This is a genomic window from Halalkalibacter oceani, assembly GCF_040544555.1.
Lineage (GTDB): Bacteria > Bacillota > Bacilli > Bacillales > Bacillaceae_D > Halalkalibacter > Halalkalibacter oceani.
On record NZ_JBEPKD010000010.1, the window covers coordinates 76,040 to 95,936 of the forward strand.

Annotated in this window: 23 protein-coding genes; 21 read left to right on the top strand and 2 right to left on the bottom strand. The window is 46.9% G+C overall.

Annotation, left to right across the window (positions count from 1 at the left end):
* Positions 1-13 precede the first annotated feature (13 nt).
* The 15 genes from ABMB67_RS12740 to ABMB67_RS12810 all read left to right on the top strand — a co-directional run bounded on the left by ABMB67_RS12740 (position 14) and on the right by ABMB67_RS12810 (position 13,565).
* Positions 14-325 (top strand): 2Fe-2S iron-sulfur cluster-binding protein, encoded by a 312-nt coding sequence (locus tag ABMB67_RS12740; RefSeq protein WP_251193850.1) that lies wholly within the window; start codon positions 14-16, stop codon positions 323-325.
* Between the two features lie 25 nt (positions 326-350).
* Entirely contained in the window at positions 351-1,529 is a 1,179-nt protein-coding gene (locus ABMB67_RS12745) for a M20 family metallopeptidase (RefSeq protein ID WP_251193851.1), read from the top strand.
* A 268-nt stretch (positions 1,530-1,797) separates the two neighbouring features.
* Positions 1,798-2,466, top strand: coding sequence for a GntR family transcriptional regulator (locus tag ABMB67_RS12750; protein WP_354572300.1), 669 nt, complete (start codon positions 1,798-1,800; stop codon positions 2,464-2,466).
* 75 nt (positions 2,467-2,541) lie between these two features.
* Positions 2,542-3,603 carry a TRAP transporter substrate-binding protein gene (locus ABMB67_RS12755; RefSeq protein ID WP_354572301.1) on the top strand — a complete coding sequence of 354 codons (1,062 nt, stop codon included), beginning with the start codon at positions 2,542-2,544 and terminating at the stop codon, positions 3,601-3,603.
* A gap of 145 nt (positions 3,604-3,748) precedes the next feature.
* The gene (locus tag ABMB67_RS12760; RefSeq protein WP_251193854.1) at positions 3,749-4,237 is read left to right on the top strand and encodes a TRAP transporter small permease; all 489 of its coding nucleotides are present in this window, start codon (positions 3,749-3,751) and stop codon (positions 4,235-4,237) included.
* Complete coding sequence (locus ABMB67_RS12765) at positions 4,227-5,513, top strand: TRAP transporter large permease (RefSeq protein ID WP_354572302.1); 1,287 nt, start codon at positions 4,227-4,229, stop codon at positions 5,511-5,513. Before ABMB67_RS12760 ends, ABMB67_RS12765 begins: the two co-directional genes overlap by 11 nt.
* Positions 5,514-5,562: 49 nt before the next feature.
* Entirely contained in the window at positions 5,563-7,029 is a 1,467-nt protein-coding gene (locus ABMB67_RS12770) for an amidohydrolase family protein (RefSeq protein WP_251224608.1), read from the top strand.
* Between the two features lie 11 nt (positions 7,030-7,040).
* Positions 7,041-7,853 (top strand): XdhC family protein, encoded by an 813-nt coding sequence (locus ABMB67_RS12775; RefSeq protein ID WP_251224609.1) that lies wholly within the window; start codon positions 7,041-7,043, stop codon positions 7,851-7,853.
* A complete protein-coding gene (locus ABMB67_RS12780; RefSeq protein WP_251224610.1) occupies positions 7,846-8,166 on the top strand; it encodes an XdhC family protein in 321 nt (106 codons plus the stop codon). Before ABMB67_RS12775 ends, ABMB67_RS12780 begins: the two co-directional genes overlap by 8 nt.
* A 6-nt stretch (positions 8,167-8,172) precedes the next feature.
* Positions 8,173-8,778, top strand: a complete 606-nt coding sequence (locus ABMB67_RS12785; RefSeq protein ID WP_354572303.1) for a nucleotidyltransferase family protein — start codon at positions 8,173-8,175, stop codon at positions 8,776-8,778.
* Between the two features lie 17 nt (positions 8,779-8,795).
* Positions 8,796-9,668 (top strand): FAD binding domain-containing protein, encoded by an 873-nt coding sequence (locus ABMB67_RS12790; protein WP_354572304.1) that lies wholly within the window; start codon positions 8,796-8,798, stop codon positions 9,666-9,668.
* Between the two features lie 16 nt (positions 9,669-9,684).
* Complete coding sequence (locus tag ABMB67_RS12795) at positions 9,685-10,155, top strand: (2Fe-2S)-binding protein (RefSeq protein ID WP_354572305.1); 471 nt, start codon at positions 9,685-9,687, stop codon at positions 10,153-10,155.
* A 1-nt stretch (position 10,156) separates the two neighbouring features.
* Positions 10,157-12,466 carry a xanthine dehydrogenase family protein molybdopterin-binding subunit gene (locus ABMB67_RS12800; protein ID WP_354572306.1) on the top strand — a complete coding sequence of 770 codons (2,310 nt, stop codon included), beginning with the start codon at positions 10,157-10,159 and terminating at the stop codon, positions 12,464-12,466.
* A 222-nt stretch (positions 12,467-12,688) separates the two neighbouring features.
* Complete coding sequence (locus tag ABMB67_RS12805) at positions 12,689-12,964, top strand: holin (protein WP_251193863.1); 276 nt, start codon at positions 12,689-12,691, stop codon at positions 12,962-12,964.
* Positions 12,954-13,565 (top strand): peptidoglycan recognition protein family protein, encoded by a 612-nt coding sequence (locus tag ABMB67_RS12810; protein WP_354572307.1) that lies wholly within the window; start codon positions 12,954-12,956, stop codon positions 13,563-13,565. The genes ABMB67_RS12805 and ABMB67_RS12810 overlap by 11 nt, the downstream gene beginning before the upstream one ends.
* Positions 13,566-13,740: 175 nt before the next feature.
* Here ABMB67_RS12810 and ABMB67_RS12815 read toward each other — a convergent pair whose 3' ends face one another.
* The gene (locus tag ABMB67_RS12815) at positions 13,741-13,977 is read right to left on the bottom strand and encodes a helix-turn-helix transcriptional regulator (RefSeq protein ID WP_251224616.1); all 237 of its coding nucleotides are present in this window, start codon (positions 13,975-13,977) and stop codon (positions 13,741-13,743) included.
* 183 nt (positions 13,978-14,160) lie between these two features.
* Here ABMB67_RS12815 and ABMB67_RS12820 point away from each other — a divergent pair, with 183 nt between their 5' ends.
* Complete coding sequence (locus ABMB67_RS12820; RefSeq protein WP_251224617.1) at positions 14,161-14,484, top strand: NIPSNAP family protein; 324 nt, start codon at positions 14,161-14,163, stop codon at positions 14,482-14,484.
* A gap of 311 nt (positions 14,485-14,795) precedes the next feature.
* On the opposite strand, the gene sda is transcribed toward ABMB67_RS12820, so the two are convergent.
* Positions 14,796-14,945, bottom strand: coding sequence for a sporulation histidine kinase inhibitor Sda (gene sda / locus ABMB67_RS12825; protein ID WP_251224618.1), 150 nt, complete (start codon positions 14,943-14,945; stop codon positions 14,796-14,798).
* 388 nt (positions 14,946-15,333) lie between these two features.
* Here sda and ABMB67_RS12830 point away from each other — a divergent pair, with 388 nt between their 5' ends.
* The 5 genes from ABMB67_RS12830 (at position 15,334) to essB (ending at position 19,887) form a co-directional block, all read left to right on the top strand.
* Positions 15,334-15,696, top strand: coding sequence for a hypothetical protein (locus ABMB67_RS12830; RefSeq protein ID WP_251224619.1), 363 nt, complete (start codon positions 15,334-15,336; stop codon positions 15,694-15,696).
* Positions 15,697-16,060: 364 nt separating this feature from the next.
* Complete coding sequence (locus ABMB67_RS12835; RefSeq protein ID WP_251224620.1) at positions 16,061-17,770, top strand: ABC transporter ATP-binding protein; 1,710 nt, start codon at positions 16,061-16,063, stop codon at positions 17,768-17,770.
* Positions 17,771-18,048: 278 nt separating this feature from the next.
* Positions 18,049-18,342 (top strand): WXG100 family type VII secretion target, encoded by a 294-nt coding sequence (locus ABMB67_RS12840; protein WP_251193870.1) that lies wholly within the window; start codon positions 18,049-18,051, stop codon positions 18,340-18,342.
* Positions 18,343-18,422: 80 nt separating this feature from the next.
* The gene (gene yukD, locus ABMB67_RS12845; RefSeq protein ID WP_251224639.1) at positions 18,423-18,662 is read left to right on the top strand and encodes an ESX secretion system protein YukD; all 240 of its coding nucleotides are present in this window, start codon (positions 18,423-18,425) and stop codon (positions 18,660-18,662) included.
* A 31-nt stretch (positions 18,663-18,693) separates the two neighbouring features.
* The gene (gene essB / locus ABMB67_RS12850) at positions 18,694-19,887 is read left to right on the top strand and encodes a type VII secretion protein EssB (protein WP_251224621.1); all 1,194 of its coding nucleotides are present in this window, start codon (positions 18,694-18,696) and stop codon (positions 19,885-19,887) included.
* Positions 19,888-19,897: the final 10 nt, after the last annotated feature.

The following is a 19,897-nucleotide window of genomic DNA, read 5'->3' on the forward strand; positions in this document are numbered from 1 at the left end:
GGAGTGATCCAACGTGAAAGAAATTACAGTGTCCGTCCAAAGGCAACCGGCACCTGAGGCGGAAACCTACAATGAAACGTTTCAAGTTGAATTAAAAACAGGGATGAGCATATTAAATGTACTCGATGAAATCAGTACGACATGTGACTCTTCTTTGGCTTATGAAGCTTCGTGCCGGAGAGGGATTTGTTCCGTCTGTATGGTCAACGTAAACGGAAAAATCGTCAAATCGTGTATGGAGCTGGCAACGGGTGATCTCGAACTGAAAAATGGCTCGAAGTTCCCAATAAAGGATCTCGCCTTTGGCTCAAAAAAACGAAAATAACCGGCTGGTGACTGGAGGAAGAAAGATGACGAACATCAAGCAACAAATCGACGTGGAAGCATTGAAGGAACTGGCGCGCAAGCTCGTAAAACGACCGAGTCAGCAGACGGAGAAAATGGAATATGATCCTGAAATAAAGGGGTTTATCCGCGACTGTTTACTACCTGAACTAAAAGAGAGGGGCCTGACAAACGTCAAGCTGGATCAAATGGGAAATTTGATCTGCCGGATTGGCAGGCCGGATTCAGCCAAGAAGGTCCTGTTTTTAGGCTATGCGATGACGCATCCGGCTTCCTCGATGAACGAGCCGTTTGCCGGACAAGTTGTGATCGAGGGTGGTCAGGAATATTTGCGCGGCAGAGGCGTTTCCGAGCAAAAGGGCGCATTGGCGGCAATGATTGCAGCAGCCGAGTACGTAAACAAAAATCTTGAGGAGCTGGACGGCGAGCTGATTTTCGCGGTCAGTCTGGCCGGAGAAACGGGTCGTCATGACGCGATTGACAGCATTCGGAAGGAAATCGATTTAAAGGCGGATCTTGGCGTCGTCGGAATTGGAACGAACAGCGAGATTTGCCAGGGGAATAAAGGGCGGGTCGATATTCTGGTGAATGTGTACGGGAAGTCATGCCACAGCAGCACGCCATCGCTTGGGGTGAACGCGATTGAAGGTGCGATGGAGGTCGTCGGCAAGCTAAGGGAGATGCCGATTAAAGGGGAGCACCCGAAGCTTGGCAAAGCGACGTTAACATCGACATCGATCAAAAGTTTTCCTGACGCGACTCATACGATTCAAAATGAATGTCGGCTCGTGTTCGACCGCCGTTTACTGCCGGGAGATGATGTTGCGGCAATTGTGGGAGAAGTAGAACAGACAATTGCCGGGCATGAACCTTACAAAGTTGATGTCGTCCAAGGGCCTGTCACATTCCCGTCTGAGGTCAATGACGATTCGATTGTTTACAAGCAGTTAAGCGCAGCAATTAAAGCTGTGACCAATGAGGAAGCGACAGCTTTTTACTCGAACAGTGCGATTGATGCCGGTTATTTAAATAAATGGGACATTCCGAGCGTCATGTTCGGCCCGGGGAAGATGGAGTATTGGCATACCGACAACGAAATATTAGGGGTGGAAGAGCTGTGGAACAGTGCTGGTATTTATGCGCAGCTCGCCTACAATCATTTACGAAAAAAGTCATCGGTGTAGAAGAAGGCGATGGCGTTGAAAAGCTACCGATTTGAGTGAGAGGGGAGGGGACGAAACTGCTGATTTAAGGTAACGCCAAGCGCGAATAACATGTCATCATTAAAAACCGTGGCAGATAATGTGACACGGAGCAACTTAAATCTCGAAACACTAGTATATTATGATTATATTACTGATATATTGGTAGCTTTTTGATAAAGTATCGCAATGTTTCAGGTGGCTATTTAAGGAGGCGAATAGAAAGAAAAGCAAAGGAGGGATGAATCGTATGAAAATGGAAAGCGAAATTGGCAAGAAGCCCCGCTCGGAGCATATTTACAATGAAATACGCAATGCGATTTTATATGGGTATCCGGGATATTTACCCGGGACATTATTGAATGAAAATAAGCTGGCAGATTACTTTGGCGTTAGTAAAACACCGGCGCGGGAAGCATTGAACCGGCTACGGAATGAGAATCTTGTAGAAGTCATCCCGTATAAAGGATATCTCGTTTCGAATCCGACGATTCAGGATCTTGTTGAGCAGTTTCAAATGAGATTAATTCTGGAAACAGCCGCTGTTGAGTTGGCCGTGCAAAATGTTTCGGCGGTTCAGATTGAAGAGCTGCGTGAGTTGACAAAGGAAGACAAGGTCTATTTTGCGGATGATTTCCGTTTGAACTTTCGTAAAGTAAACCTTGAATTTCATACGAAGGTCGCTCAAACAAGTGGAAACAGCTTGTTAACGAATTCTGTCAGACAAGTACTGGAATTGATGCAGCGGGCCTTGTTTCATAATTTTACAGAAGACGAGATGGAACTCCATCATCAAGAACACAGAGTGCTGATTCAAGCACTGGAAGAGCGGAACAAGGAGCTCGCCGTTAAAAGTATTCAGGAGCAGATTGAATTATCAAAGCAGAGGATTTTTAATTATCGCAATTATCAATCATAGATAAAGAGAATTGAGATTCGGGAGAATGTAGAAAGAACCTCTTAAACAACAAACACGTGATGGAGGGGATTTTACATGAAAAAATTAGTTGTACTTTTAACGATGATGGTACTTTTTGCTTTGACTGCGTGTGGGTCAGGTTCTACCGATACGGGAGTCGAAAGTGGCGGTGCTGCAGGAGAAACAAGTTCAGAAGGGGCAAGCTCGGAGGAAACGTTCACGATTAAAATTGGTCATGTGCTGGATGAAAATTATCATTATCAGGATGGGGCAAATCATTTTAAGGAACTTGTGGAAGAACGCTCTGACGGAAGGATCATTGTCGATGTTCATGCCAATTCAACATTAGGAAATGAGCGTGACATGCTTGAAGGGATGCAAATGGGCACGGTTGAAATGGGGATTATTTCATCTGGGCCAATGGCTGGTTTTGTTCCGGAATTCGCCTTGCTTGATTTAGGATACTTATTTGATAGCAGCGAGATCGCTCAAGAGGTGTTAACAGGTCCAATTGGTGAGCAGCTTAATGAAAAAATGCTTGATGTCGGGATTCGTCGTTTGGCAACAATTGACGCCGGATTTAGAAATATTTATGCCAGCAAGCCGATTCAAACAGTTGAGGATCTGCAAGGGTTAAAGATCCGTACACTTGAAACACCGGCTCACTTAGAATTATTTCAGGAATTAGGAGCAGCTCCGACACCAATGGCTTATTCAGAACTGTATACAGGGCTGCAGCAGGGTGTAGTCGATGCCGCTGAAAATGTGCCGGAAGCATTTTATAGCAGTCAGCATTTTGAAGTGTCCAAGGTATATTCTGAAACCCAGCATGTGTACTTAACGATGATGTATTTAATTAGCGAGGATTTTTATAATCAGCTGCCTGCTGACCTGCAGGAAATTGTGGCAGAAGCCGCTGCTGAAGCAGCTGAATATCATAATGGCGTGATTGCTGAGGTCAAAGCCGATATTTATCAGTCGTTGGAAGAAAGCGGCGTTGAAATTGTTCAGGTTGACGACTTGACACCATTTATTGAAGGAGCAAAAGCTTCATGGGTCAAGATTGCTGAATCCGTTCCAAATGGCGACGCATTGCTGGCTGATATTTTAGAGGCGACAGGAAACACATTAGAATAGGAGATCCTGGAAAAGGGACAGGGGAAAAGAGCTTCAAAGCAGCAGGGGAAGTCTGTTACACAGGAAGAACTGCTGCTGCCTGTTTCTTCTTGATTAAGGGCTTTTGCAACTGCCTTTCCGTGATCCTCCGAAAAAGAGGTGGCATATGATCGTCCGTATAAAAAGCGTCTATGATCGAGTCATAGATAGCATTGCTATCCTATTGCTTATTGTTCTTACCTACGTTTCATTTCACCAAGTCATTACAAGATTCATTTTTTCCAATCCTCCTGCTTGGACAGAGGAGCTATCAAGATATTTGTTTGTTTGGGTTACCTTTCTCGGCGTGGCGATTGCCTTTCGTGTAGGGGCTCATTTAGGAGTTGACTATTTTGTCGGTTTATTGCCGAAAAAAGGCAGTCAGCTTCTTTTGCTAATAGCGAGTATTTTCTTAATCGTGACACTTGCTGTCATTGGATACCAGGGATTTACTGCCAGTCAGGTTGTCAAAAGCCAGCTGTCACCCGTTTTGCGAGTACCGATGATTTATCCGTATTTAGCGATTCCGGTCGGGATGGTGCTGAGTATTATAGAAGTTTTATGGAACCTTTTCTATAAAGCTCCGCGGAAAGGGATGAGCCCTGATGGGAATTGAATGGCTACTTATCTTTCTCGGCATTTGCCTCATCATTAATATGCCGGTTGCTTTTGCCTTGACGGCATCCGTGACATTGTATCTGGCGTTAAATCCGAAGTATCCGCTTATTTTAGTCGCTCAGCAAATGTTTACTGGAATTGATAAATTCGTCTTTCTGGCGATTCCTTTTTTTATTCTGTCGGGGGTGATCATGCAAAAGGGCGGGATTTCCGACCGCTTAATTAAATTAAGCTCGCTTTTGCTTGACCGTCTGCTTGGCGGCTTCGCGATGTCAACCGCCCTTGCCTCGATGTTCTTCGCCTCACTGTCAGGCTCAGGTCCGGCAACGACGGCGGCGATCGGCGGAGCGATGTTGCCGACATTGGAAAAGAAAGGCTACGGCAAGGAGTGGTCAGTCGCCTATATTGCGGCGGCGGGAACGATGGGACCGATGATTCCTCCGAGCATCACCCTCGTCATCTTCGGGGCGATGGCCAGTACGTCGATTTCGGCGCTGTTTATCGCCGGGATATTGCCTGGGGTGCTAATCGGGGTCGCGCTAATGACGATCGCTTACTTTCGGGCAAAAAAGGTTGGAATTGAACCGGATAAGCGCAAGGTGACATCGGGTGAGCTCTTCAAGGCGTTTAAGAATGCGATTTGGGCTTTGCTCATGCCGGTGATCATCATTGGCGGAATTCTTGGCGGAATTTTCACTCCGACTGAGGCGGCAGTTGTTAGTGTTGTGTATGCGTTGGTCGTGTCACTGCTCATTTACCGTACGATTTCATTGCGCCATTTGCCTGAGATTTTCAAGCAGACTGTCTCGACCTCGGCTGTCATTATGATTCTGACGGCCAATGCCGCGGCCTTCGCCTGGGTGCTCGGAGCGGAGCAGGCGCCGCAGCAAATTTTGCAATTTTTATACTCAATAACAGAAAACAAATTTTTACTCCTGTTGATTATCAATTTATTTTTATTGCTGATTGGCTGTTTTATGGATACAACATCGGCGTTAATTATTACCGTGCCGACGCTGTTAACCGTCGCTTCAGCTCTTGATATTTCAGGTCTTCATCTTGGCTTGATCGTTGCGACCAATCTTTCATTGGGAATGGCTACACCGCCATTAGGATTCACCTTGTTTACAGCCTGCTCGATTGGCAATGTCTCGATTACGAGAACGATTCGGCCGATTTTACCGATGATCGGCGTCATGTGCATCGTACTGTTACTCGTCACCTATTTTCCAGGGTTATTCCTATGGCTGCCTGAACTGTTCGTGAACATGTAAACCGGACTTCAAAGAAAAAACGAAAAAGACAACTGGGGGAGAGTATAACATGAAAACATTAATTGAACATGCGATGATTGTCACGATGAATGACTCACGTGAGGTTATCAAACAAGGTTATCTGCTTGTGGAACAAGACCGCATTAAAGAAATCGGCGCAGGAATGTATCAAGGTAACAGGGATGGAGTGGAAATCGTCAATGGGGATAACAACATCATCATTCCAGGTTTAATCAACGCCCATACCCATTCCTACGCCAACCTGGTAAAGGGCACGACGGAAAACATTCCGCTTGAGCTGTGGATGCTCTATATTATGGCCGAAGGGAAAAATATGACGAAAGAGGATTATGCGATCAATGCCGCTCTTGGCAGTATAGAGATGCTCAAGAGCGGGACGACAACCTTCCTCGATCATCTCGCACAGGATACTGACGGGATGAAAACAGTTGCTGCTGAATATAAAAAGGCGGGAATCCGCGCTGTTCTGACGCCGATGTTTGGCGACCGGGCGTATGCCGACAGCTTGCCGGAAGCCCTTCAGATCGAGCTTGGGAAGGAGCCTCATGGACCGAAGGCAGTCGGTTCAGGCTGGCAGGATAATATCGCGATGGTCGAAAGCGTCATTCAAAACGTATCCGAGCCGGACAAGGGCATTACGGTTGCCGTTGGACCTTCGGGGCCGCAGCGCTGCAGTGATGAACTGCTCGTCGCCTCGATGGAATTAGCGCAAAAATATGAGCTGCCGTGGCATACGCATCTGCTTGAAACGAAGGCCCAGGAAGTGACAGGCTATGAGCGCTACGGCCATTCAATGGTGGAGCATCTTGAAAAGCTCGGCATTTTGAATGAATCGGTCTCTTTTGCCCACGGCGTCTGGGTCAGTGACACCGATATTGAGCTGATCGCCAAGCGAGGATCGACGATCGTCCACAATCCGACGAGTAATTTATTGCTCGGAAGTGGAGTGCTGCCCCTTATTCCACTCAAGGAGGCCGGCGTCCATATCGGCATCGGCACGGATGGAGCGAACTGCTGCGGCTATCAATCGATGTTTGAATCAATGAAACTGGCGGCGATTCTCTCCAATACGTTCACTCCTGACTACAAGCGTTGGGTGAAGGCGGTTGATGTGCTTGAGATGGCAACGATCGGCAGTGCAAGAGCGGTCGGAATGTCTGACGAAATCGGTTCACTCGAAGCGGGTAAGAAAGCTGACTTCGTTCTATTAAATAAAGAGGTGAGCAACTTCGCTCCATTAAATGATTTAATTTGGCAGCTCGTATACGGACGGGCCGATATGGCGATCGACGCCGTTTACGTAAACGGCAAAAAGGTGGTCAGCGAACGGAAAGCGGTCGGCGTTGATGAAAAAGCGATCTTCAACAAAGCGATCGAAAATGGGGCCGACCTGCTACAGCGAAATCAAACTGAATTTGAAAAGATTAAAAACAAGGCACCTGACATCTATCATATGCTGATGAAGGTTGCTGAAATCCCAACAAAGCAAGCATAAAAGGTGATCGTATGGACATTTATCGTAAGCTGGCAGAAGCAATAGAACGGAAGGAAGGCGTGTCTCTTGTTACCATTATCGAGATTGCATCAGCAGAAGAGAGGCATCGTGAGCTGATCGGAAGGAAGCTGCTCGTTTGGATGAACGGTCAAACAGAAAGTGAATTTCCTCTTTTAGCGGAAGTGAAAACAGCCGTCTTACAATGTGTCAATGAAGCCTTTGCAAAGCGAAAATCAAAAACATATGTGATTGAAACGCGGGAGATGAGAATGGAATGCTATGTTGACGTTTTTCTCCCCCCGCTTCGTCTGATTATCGCCGGTGCCGGTCATGTGGCGGTGCCGATTGTCGAGATTGCCAAGCTTGTCGGCTTCGATGTCACCGTGATTGATGACCGGGCGGAGTATGCGATGAAAGAGAATTTTCCGGCGGCTGATGAAGTGATCTGTCAGCCTTTTCTCGACTTTTTTGCCGAGGCAAAAACGGACAAATCGACGTATGTGCTGCTTGTGACGCGCGGACATAAGCATGATGTAATGATCCTGCCGAGTCTGTTTGACAAGGAAGTCGCCTATATCGGGATGATTGGCAGCAAAAGAAGGATATCAGGCGTTTTTTCACAGTTGAAGCAGGAATATCCGAACGCTGATTTTGATCGGATTTATGCGCCGATTGGGCTTGATATTGGTGCTCAGACTCCGGAAGAAATCGCCGTCAGCATCATTGGAGAAGTACTGAAGGTCAAAAATGAGAAATCAGGTATTTCACTACGTGAGAAAATTCCTTACTTTATTGCCAGAGAGGAAGAGGAACAACATGAATGAGCTTGGTTTTATTCAGCAGATTATGACATTACAGGATACGAATGAGCGAGCGGCGTTGGCGACCGTTATTCGGACGAAAGGCTCGACCCCACGAAAGGTCGGAGCGAAAATGCTGATTTTTCGCAATGGCAGCATTTCCGGTACGATTGGTGGCGGCTGTGGCGAAGGTGAAGTGATTGAGAAGGGGCTGGAAGTGATCGAAAGCGGAAGTCCGGTGAGGCACAAAGTCGATTTAACGAAAGGGCTTTTCTATGAGGATGGCGGGATTTGCGGCGGCATTCAGGAAATTTTTATCGAAGCGATCGGACGGTAAGGCAAAATGAATTCGGCTATTTTATTAGCTGCCGGACAATCCTCGCGGATGGGAAGCCTGAAGGCGCTGCTTCCATGGGGCGGCCGCACGTTACTGGAGAAGCAGCTGGACGAGCTGGCTCAATCAACGATTGATGAAGTCGTGGTGGTGCTTGGCTTTCAGGCCGATTTGCTAAAGCCGCTGATACTGGAAGCGACAAGAGACTTCGCAACGAAGCTGACCATTAAAATCAGGATCAATCGACATTATGAAGCAGGAAAAACAAGCTCGATCCGGCTTGGGATGAAGCATTTGGCAAAGGCAAGCGACAATGTCCTCATCATCGGTGTTGATCAGCCTGTGCGGGCAGTCACAATTAATACGTTGTTAAGCTCGCGGGCTGAGCTTGCGATTCCGGTCTATCAAGGGAGAAAAGGCCACCCCCCTCTTTTTGCCGCCTCCCTGTACAAGAAGCTTGAGGCGATCACTGAGGAAACGGAGGGGCTTCGTGCCGTGATCCGCCATCATCCGGGCTGTCAGCTTATTGAGGTCGGACAGCCTCAAATTTTGCTTAATTTAAACGAACAGTCGCAGTATGAACAAGCCATCGCCCGACAGCTGGATGGCTACTAATCAGGAGGAGATCACACGTGTTTATCAACGAGATTGAATATCATAACCCGACAAGCGTCGATGCACTTTTAGCCTGTCTTGACCAATATGGGGAGGATGGCAAGCTGTTGGCGGGAGGGACGGATTTAATTTTGCAAATGAAATTCAAGCGCTGGTCCCAGCAGCACATTATTAATGTCAAGAGCATACCTGAATTAAAAAAAATCGAAACATCCGATTCTTATTTGGAGATCGGCTGTAACACCACGTTAAGTGAGCTGCTTGATCATGATGGCGTGAAAAGCTTATATCCGGCTTTATGGCAGGCAATTTATGAGCTGGCTGACCGCCAAATTCGCAACCGCGGAACCTTGGTTGGAAATGTGTGCAACGCTTCTCCAGCTGCAGATGCAAATACGGCGCTGCTTATTTATCATTCGGAGGTGCATATTCAGTCTTCCGCGGACTCAAAGATCGTGCCGATTTCTGAATTTTGGCTCGGTCCAAGTAAGACGATTCTTAAGCCGAATGAATTTGTCCGCGCCATTAGGCTGCCACTTCCGGGAGAACGAGCCTTTTCGAGCTTTCAAAAGCTAGGGAGAACGTATGACGATATTGCGATTATTAACGCTGCGGCTAGTGTGGAGCTAGATGAAGCAGGTCAATGTACTGGAGCGCGAATTGCGATGGGGGCGGTTGGACCGACAACGCTCCAGGCACCGCTGGCGTCAGCTCACCTTCTCGGCAAGCGCTTAGACAAGACGGTGATAGAGGAAGCGGCCAAGATGGCCAGCGACGAGGCAAGTCCGATTACAGACGTGCGAGCTAGTGCCACTTATCGGAGAAAAATGGTCCGCGTTTTAGTCGCCCGGGCGTTACACGACATCGTGCTTCGATCAGAAGAAAACTAATGAGAGAGTGATCATAATGAAGAAAATGAAAGTGAATGGAGAGATCTATGAGCTGGCTGCTCCAGCGAACCGGACCTTGCTTGAATATGTAAGAAGGGATTTGCAGCTGACCGGTGGAAAAGAAAGCTGCGGTACCGGCGATTGCGGAAGCTGCTCGATGCTCGTTGATGGTGAGGTCGTCAAGTCCTGCCTCGTTTTGGCGGCCGAGTGTGAAAACAGTGAGATTACGACGGTGGAAGGATTGACCTCAGAAGGGGCATTGCATCCGATTCAGGAAGCATTCGTCAAGCATTGGGGGACGCAATGCGGCTATTGCACACCGGGATTTGTCATGGCGACAAAGGCATTACTTGACCGTAATCCAAATCCGACTGAAGAAGAAATCAAGCATGAAACTGCAGGGAATTTATGCCGCTGTACGGGGTATGTAAAAATTATTGATGCCGTCAAGGAAGCTGCAGCCGTGCTACAGGAAAAGAGGGGTTAGCATGAAAAACGAGCCATTACAAGCGGAGAAGCATTGGCTGATCGGAAAGTCCGAACCGAAGATTGACGGGTACCAGAAAGTGACCGGTGACTTGCGCTATATTGATGATACGGTGCTGCCGGGGATGCTCTATGGGGCGATTTTACGAAGTCCGCACAGTCACGCGCGCATTCGCAAAATCGATACGGGCAAGGCGGAAGCATTAAAAGGCGTTCGCGCTGTCATTACGGCTGCTGATACGGAAAAGGTCAAGTTCAGCTTCAGACCGGAACAGGCAGACAACCTCGTGCTTTGTGATGAGTATGTGCGCTTTATCGGCGACGAAGTGGCGGCTGTTGCGGCCGAGACACCGGAAATTGCCGAACAGGCGCTTGAATTGATCGAAGTCGACTATGAAATGCTGCCGGCGGTGTATCACTATCAGGATGCCTTGAAGGAAGAGAGCGCTCGTGTTCATCAGGAAGCAGATAGCAATATTGCTCATGAGATGCATACGGAATATGGGGATGTGGAGGCGGCATTTGCCAAGGCCGCTTATATTTATGAGGATCATTTTGAGACGTCGAAGCAGGCGCATTGCTGCCTGGAAACAAGAGCGTGTATCGCTGAATTCGATCAGTCCGGCCGGTTAACGGTTCGCTCGCAAACACAGACTCCCCATACTTTGAGGAAGGAACTGGCGATGGTGCTTAATTTGCCGATCTCGCAAGTAAGAGTGATTCGGATGCCGGTAGGCGGCGGGTTTGGCAACCGGCTTGTGATGGATATGAAGGAGCCGATTGCTGCATTTTTGGCGAAAAAGACGAAAAAGCCTGTACGGATTTCGAATTCCCGGCAGGAGGAATTTATGACGGCACGGCCGCGCTACCCGTATCAGATTACATTGAAAACCGCGGTTACGAAAGAAGGGGAAATCATCGCCCGTCATTGCACGGCAACGGTCGATAACGGGGCTTATAATGATAAGGGACCAAATACGATGAGCTATTGTGAAAACGTGAATTCCTGCTTTTATCGAGTGCCAAATACGAAGTTTGACGGCTATATCGCCTATACGAACAATCAATATTGTACAGGGTTTCGCGGCTTCGGCAATCCGCAAATCACGTTTGCGATTGAATCACAAATGGATTTGATTGCTGATCGCTTAGGCATCGATCCCGCTCGCTTTAGACTGCTGAATGCCCATTCACGCGATGAAGTAACGAGCAGCGGGAAGATCATTGATACGGAATCAATGAGGGACACGCTGGAGGTGGCGATGGAAAAGGCGCGATGGCAGGAAAAGCGCGAGCTGTACGCAAAGCAGCCGGAGAATGCGACGAAGCGGCGGGGAATCGGTCTTGCCTGCATGCTGCAATCAGGAGGCGGCAGCCGCGGTTACGGCTTCAACTCGACGGAGGCCTTCGTGAAGATTTCAGAGGAAGGCCAGGTGACGATTATTACACCGGCGGTTGAAATCGGCCAGGGGCCGCAGACGGCGATGGCGCAAATTGCCGGCGAAGTGCTCGGAGTACCATCGCGCTCCATCCACATCATCGATCATGATACGGATATTATTCCGTTTGATTTAGGGACATGGGGCAGCCGGACAACCTTTGTCAACGGCATCGCCGTCCAGGAAGCGGCTGAACAGGCAAGAAACGAATTATTGGAGCTTGCCGGTAAGATGTTCGCTCTTCCTCCGGCTGATCTCATCTGCCGTGATGGAAAAATTGGCCCCGCCGATCAATGGGAGAAGGCGGTTGACTTCGCCGAGGTGACAAGATACGCCGCCTATACGGAAGGAAGGACGGTTTCCGGAAAAGGACGCTTCTTTGATCCGGAGGCGCCGAAATTCAAACGCGGAGAAGGCTCACATAACTTTCCGAATCTCGTTTACGGCTGTCAGATTGCCGAGGTGGAGGTCGATGTCGAAACCGGACAGGTGAAGGTCCTGAACATTGTCGCCGCTCATGATGTCGGTAAGGCGATCAATCCAAAAGCGGTTGAGGGTCAATTAGAAGGCGGTATTATTCAAGGCGTCGGTTACGCCTTGACAGAGGGTGTCGTTGAACAAGAGGGAAGAAACCGTAATCCGAGCTTTTTGGATTATAAAATTTTATCCAGCTCAGACATCCCGGAAATGGAGATCATCATTGTTGAGGATTTGGAAAATAAGGGGCCGTTTAAGGCGAAAGGCGTCGGCGAGCAGGGAATCGTCCCAACAGCTCCGGCCATTGCCAATGCGATTTCCAACGCGATTGGCGCCCGCATCTATGACTTACCGATGAAGCCGGAAAAAATCCTGTCCGCACTCGGACGGCTATAAAAAGAGGAATAGCTCCGGAGCCCGACTTAAAAGGTTTGATTTCCCTTTTGAGTCGGGCTTTTCGCCGAATAAAGCCTTTGCCATTTGGCCATAGTGATCGGACAAAACATTTTCCTCGTTCCCTTCCTCATGATAAGACGAGCCTGTTTCTTATGAAAAGAAGGATAAGCGCCGTTTCAAAAATCAGCTTTTTACATGTTATGTAGCAAGGAGCTGATGAAAATGGAAGCAGTCTTATTGTTTGCAACCGTCATTTCGCCAGTAATTTTAGCGCTGGTTGAATTGATCAAACGTTCCGTCTCTTTTCCGAAGAATTATGTTCCAGCAGTCGCTTTTGTCGTTGGCTTACTTGTTGGGGTGGTGTCCTATCCGTTCACGGATCTTTCATTAAGCTTAAGACTGTGGGCCGGCGGTCTGGCGGCATTGGCAGCAACAGGTTTGTTTGAGGTAGGGAATAACCGTGAAGGCATGACAAGGGGAATGGATGATGCAGATTAGGCAGGATCTCATTCCTGCTTCTAATCGTAATCGTCCAGGCACCCGGATTATCCCAACCCATCTCACCATTCATGAAACAGCGAACCGTTCAAGGGGAGCAGACGCGTTGACTCATGCCCGCTATGTCAAAGGGGAGGATGCGCAAAACCGTCAAGTCTCCTGGCATTACACCGTTGATGACCAGTATATTATTCAGCATTTACCTAATCATGAACTTGGATGGCACGCTGGTTCGGAAGGAAATCGTCAATCGCTTGGAATCGAGCTTTGTGTCAATAGTGACGGAGACTTTGAGCAAACCCAGCGCCATGCTCAATGGCTGATCGCCCGCTTAATGAGGGAGCTTTCGATTCCAATTGAACGGGTCGTAACTCATCAGCATTGGACAGGAAAAAATTGTCCGGCGATCTTGTTGCCGACATTTAATGAATTTAAAAGGGGGGTTCTTCAAGTGAGTAATCAAACACCAAGCTCATGGGCTGAAGCCTCATGGAATAAAGCGCTAGCCAAAGGAATCATGAATACAGGGCAAGGCCCCAAAGAACCATTGACCCGAGAACAGCTCGCCGTGATTCTCGACCGGCTTGGCAAATTGGATTAGTGGTTTTGGAAAGAGAGAGTGGAGTCAGTCAGGAAGAGGCAGGAACGGCTTACTCCCTAGCGATACGGTGGTTTTGTGCCGCGAAAAGTGAGCAGGAAGAACGGATTTCCTGCTCATTGATTTCCCTCCCTGCTGGAGATGAGTTTCACTTTTTCAGCAGCTTTGCATTCGTACTCTAGGAACTCTGTAAGTAGTCCGTTCCAGTTTGATCACATTTCTCCTCGTATTCCCATAAATCTTCGATGGAACAATCTAAATATTTCGCCAGCCTGAAGGCTTCTTCCAGCTTTGGATAGGCTGCTCCATTGACCCAGTTGCTAAAACGCTGCGCACTAATGTCTAATGTCTTAGTCACTTCATTTTGTCTTTTTTCTAATTCTGCCAATTTTATGCGGATTTTTGGTTTTAACATCCTGTTCCCTCCACTCAACAAAAAAATATCCCTCTCCTTCAGTTTAGTATGTTCTATCTTGGTTCGCAATCTGCTCTACAAATATATCTAGAAAAATGTTATCGGAAAGAAGATTTTAGCAGGAAATGTGTTATAATAATTAGAAATAGTGTTTATGAAAGCGCTCTTATTGGAGGGAACCGAATGATTTATGAGTTGAGAATTTATACGATGCACGAAGGCAAAATGCAAGCTATTCATGATCGTTTTTCGCAAGCGACACTGGAAATCTTTGAAAAGCATGGGATGCGTGTAACTCAATTTTGGGAAGACATTGAACCGGAAAATAACCGGATTTTCTATGTAATGGAATTTCCAGATATGGAAACGCGTAATCAACAATTCGAAAAATTTCAGGCGGACCCGGAATGGCAGCGAGTAAAAGCCGATTCTGAAAAGGACGGCCCAATCGTCAAAAAACTGGAAAGCATTTTCTTGAAAAATGTGCCATACTTTACAGGAAAGTAATAAAGGGCTGTCGAATGAATGTCTAAAGGCGATGGAAGAACGATAGAGTTACATAAGGGGTGCTGATAAGGTGCTTTCTCGGCCACCCCTCTGCAAGAGAAAAAAAGATAACGCTTTTACGTCATCCTTTACCGTTGTAAAAACTTAAAACCGAAATATAGATTAACAGGAACTAATAATGTAAACAGATAGAAAAGTGAATCCCCGTAGACTGCGATAGATGCAAGTAGCCAAAAGAGAGCCATAATAAAAAAAATAATGCTCATAATTGGAAGTGATGATAACTTTCCCATGCTTACCCCCTTAAACGGCTAAATACAGATTTCTTCCGGTGCTTCAATTTGGATTTCTCTTCTTTCTAATTCTTTTCTGAGGATGGCAATGAAATCTGGGCTGAGGTTAAGTTCGACTGCTTTGTAGTAAGATTCGAGCATCAACGTATCATCAATGTGATCTAGCATTTTTTCCTCTCCTAATTCCTTATTTATTCCCTTTGTCTTAATGTTAACTGTTTTCCTCTCATTAATAAAGTCATTTCGTGATAAAAATTATCGACAAAATACCTAAAGATCCTGCAATTTTCCAGTTTTCTTCTACAAAATTAAGGAAAAGTACATATCGCCCTGACAATACGCAAAAAATCGGCGAACAGTGACTGAAATCGTTCGCAATAGGACGGGCAGCCTTTGACGAAAAAAGATAAAAATAAACAGACTCTGCCATTTGGGATTTTTGGGGAAGCAATTCATTCAAATGAAAAGAATGGCGCTCAAAAAGTAGTTGAGGTGTGAATCTTCTAGTAGCCGGGTAAAGGATAGCAAGACTTAGCTACTAAAGGAGAGATGCGACATGACACGGGAAACGTATTATGTAAGTGTCGATATGCCGATTCTTAGCATTAGTAAAACGAAAACACCTGAAAATGTGGTTCAGTATGAAATCAGGGCAACGGAACAGGAAAAAGATGAGCTTTATGCGCTGCTGGACGAGGTTGGCGATCACGACTTTGAGCCGCAGCAAGTGTTTGCCCGCCCATTTGATGAAAGAGCGTCCGATGCTGAAAAGGATCAAACGCAAAAGGAGCTGCGTCAGGTGTATGAAAGAATTTATCAGCTTGGCACGGCGGAAACGAGAAAGATTTTGGACAATCTCCGTCCGGTTGAGACGGCTGAGGAGAGAAACGAAATGTCACGGGAGAGAGATGGATTCTAGCCTCGTTTTTCTTTCGCACGACCGGACCTAGTGCCGGTACGGGAGAGGCGGGCTTTCGATGTTCGATAAACCTCGCAAAACCTAAATAGAAGGCGACCTGCCTGCGGTATATGGTGAGAAAGGAAGAAAGCGGCTTTCCTCACGATGACAGGCAGCTGCTGCTTACCGTTTTGGAGTGTGCTGAGAGGGGAAATATTCCTTTTTGGCACGCTCTTTCTTGTATAATATGATAGACTGCTTGAAAGTCAGCTAGATCTGCCATATAATTGATTATCATTATCACTATAGCAAATGAAGGATAGGCTCGCTTTCTAATTACTTTCGTCCGTATTGGCCCGCTTGCCTGTTTGAAGGAGTGTTACCGTTGTTAAAACGTTTTTTTTCCTATTATAAGCCTTACAAGTTTTTGTTCATTCTTGATTTTTCATGCGCTGTTTTTGTCGGGCTGCTGGAGCTGGCTTTTCCATTGGCGGTGAATCAGGTCATTGACCGGCTGCTTCCAAGTGGCGACTGGTCGATTATTTTATGGGCCTGCTTTGGTTTACTGCTCATTTATTTAATTAATACCGGCTTGCATTATGTGGTCACCTATTGGGGCCATATGCTCGGGATTAACATTGAAACCGATATGCGCCGCAAGCTGTTTGAGCATATGCAGAAGCTCTCTTTTGGCTACTATGATAATAACAAAACCGGCCATTCGATTTCCCGGCTGACAAAGGACCTGGAGGAGATTGGCGAGGTCGCCCACCACGGGCCTGAGGATGTCTTTGTCGCGGTGATGACGTTGATCGGCTCATTTGTGCTGATGATGACGATTAACTGGAAGCTTGCGCTGATTTCATTCATTGTCATTCCGCTTCTGACCTATTGCGCGATTTATTTCAATAAAAAGATGACGCGCACCTTTCGAAAGATGTTCCATGATGTCGCTGATATTAATGCGAGGGTAGAAGACAGCATCGGCGGAATCCGGGTAGTTCAAGCGTTCGCGAATGAAAAGCACGAGCAGCGTCAATTTGCGAAGAACAATCAGGAATATCGAAATACGAAACTGCAATCATACAAAATTATGGCGCAGAACATTACAGCCAATTATATGTTTATGAGAATCATCACTCTTTTCACACTGTTGTTCGGAACGTTTTTTGTTATTCGCGGAGAGCTGACGAATGGTGAATTTGTTGCTTTTATTCTATTGGCCAATATTCTTCTTGGACCAATTCAAAAGATTAACGCGGTGATTGAAAGTTATCCGAAAGGGATTGCCGGCTTTAAGCGTTACACGGAAATCCTTGATACGAAGCCGGATATAGAGGATGCGCCTGATGCTGTTGAGATGGAGCTTCAAGGCGATATTCGCTACCGCCATGTTTCCTTTGGCTATGAAGGATTGGAGCGGGTATTGAACGATATTAATCTGACTGTCAGAAAAGGCGAAACAGTAGCTTTCGTCGGCCCTTCTGGGGCGGGGAAGACGACTTTATGCAGCTTGCTGCCCCGCTTCTATGAGCTGCTGGAGGGCAGCATTGAAGTCGATGGCGTCGACATTCGCGATATTAAGCTGTCCTCGTTACGCAGCCAAATTGGGATTGTACAGCAGGATGTTTTCCTCTTCTCCGGTTCGATTAGAGAGAATATCGCCTACGGTAAGCTGGATGCAGCAGATGAAGAGATTCTTGAAGCAGCCCGCCGGGCACAGCTTGATGAGTTTATCCGCAGTCAGCCGCAGGGACTTGATACCGTTATCGGCGAACGAGGCGTCAAGCTTTCTGGCGGGCAGAAGCAGCGGCTGGCAATTGCGCGCATGTTTCTGAAAAACCCGCCGATTCTCATTCTTGATGAAGCAACTTCCGCCCTTGATACGGAGACGGAGGTGGCGATTCAAAAGTCCCTGGCCGAGCTCGCTCAAGGGCGGACAACGTTAGTCATCGCCCACCGTTTGGCGACAATCAAAAATGCTGATCGCATTATCGTTGTGACGAAAAAGGGGATCGCCGAACAAGGAAGACATGAAGAGTTAATCGAAAAAGAAGGAATTTACAGTCGCCTTCATCAAGCTCAATTTGGGTGAAGAACAGGCATGCAGGCGAGTGAAAGACAGGAATCCAAGAGGTTATGTTAACCTTGAGGATTCCTTTTTTTGTCAGATGGGTTTGGGCACTAAGGCCTGGGCCGCTTACTTTTTTACTGGTTGTTTTTTCCTTTGTTTGTAGACCGGGGGCGAAACAAACGACGCCAAAGTTGTAGGGAATAGGAATGGTTTTTGGTAAAAAAAAGAAAAGTTATTGTTTTCAAAAAATATCTCGCTTACGATAAAGAGCGAGAAAATGAACAAGGAGCTGATCGAATATGTCTGAAATTATTCGTTTAACACCATCAGAGCTGCGAGAGGTTGCGAGGCAGTATGATACAGAAAGCGGCAATGTCCACGATCTAATTAGTCGCCTGGACAGCATGAGCAGTCATTTGCAGGATGTATGGGAGGGGGCATCAAGCCAAGCCTTCGCTCAACAATATCAGGAGCTGCGCCCATCGTTTGATCGCATGGCGGTGCTGCTGAACGAAGTATCGATGCAGCTAGCAAACTCTGCACAAGTTCTTGAAGATACCGATCGTCAAATTGCCAGCCAAATCCGCGGTTAAATCAGTAGCATAACGAGCACAAAGAGCGCTGACAATCATCACTTGTTTTTGCGCTCTTTCTTTGTTTAGAGGTGAGGACGATATATATTCAGGTTACAATCGATTTGCGCCATTATGCGAATAAGCAGTTTGACCTTAGACTGTCAAACTATTATTCGATTAAAAAGGTGATTGAAATTGTGTGGCAGGTGGAACGAATCGCAGCCAATCCGAGAGAAGGCTACTGGGTACGCATTTCAAATAAAGAGAAGGTGTGTCATGGACTTGTCACACTTGAGGAAAGTGGAATTACAAACGGAGATAAGCTAGAAATTCTATAGCATTAACTGGACAAAGGGGTCACCTGAAAGAATGGAAGAAAAGAAGGACTCATACCTGGAAAGACAAACGGAAGCGATAATCACGAAGAAGCAGGAAGGCTATGTTTTTCAGTTTCAGAAAGCGAAGGTTAAGCTCAGCGACAAGTTGGAGATCAATATGCTTCAAGGGCTCAATGATCCGCTTCAGCGCACAATCACTGAGTCAGAAGACGTGGTGGAAGTCAACGTTGTTCCGCCAAAGGGGACATATTCGTTTCAACAGCTGAAGCGAAAATCACTTTATAGCCGTTGGCTCTTTGCCGATCAGCTGATTAAAGAACTTCAAAGCCGGCGGTTCGAACGGCTTACTATCGTTGTTTGTCCGGAAAATGTCATCATCGACAGCAGCTTCAAACCGAGCTTTCTCCATTACGGGGTAAAAGAAAGTTTACCTCCTTATTCAAAGGATCAGGAGAAGCTGTTTCTTGAGATGAAGGCGACGATAGCGGCCGCGGTCGATGATCGCTACTCATTCCATGAATATATACATTTTCATCAGACGCTGAAGCTGTCCGATATGACGAGGCAGCTCTTCGCAGCCAAAAACACAGAAGAACTTCAGGAAATCGTGCGAGCATCGATTCATGAATTGGAACAGAAAGAACAAAATCTTATTCATCTTCCGCGAACAAAATGGATGATTCAACGCTACAGTTTGTGGGGCCTCGTTATCCTTTTATTGCCAACGATATGCTATACGGTCTATTCTTTCTTCTTTATTCAACCGGAGCAGCAGGCGTATATCAAAAGTGGCGAGTATTTTCTCACAGCGAGATACAGCGATGTCATTGAGCAATTACGCTATTATGATCCTGACGATATGCCTTACGTGACGAAATATCAATTAGCGACAGCCTATGTTCAATATGAGGCACTAACGGGAGAGCAGAGAGCGAACATTCAAAATACGCTGACGCTGCAATCCGACCCTGCTTATTTTGACTACTGGATCTATGTAGGCAGGGGGGAAAACGAAGAGGCGGTTGATCTCGGAAGGTCGCTCGGAGACCGTGATCTCGTCATGTTTGGACTGCTGAAATATAGGGAGGATATTCGAGCGGATGACTCGTTATCAGGTCAGGAAAAAGAAGAAGAGCTCCAGTTGATCGAGCGGGAGCTGGAGGAGTATGTCCAGGAGCGTGAGCAGCAAAGTGAAGAAGCGGAAGAGCCAGGGAATGCGTCATAGGAGTGGAGAA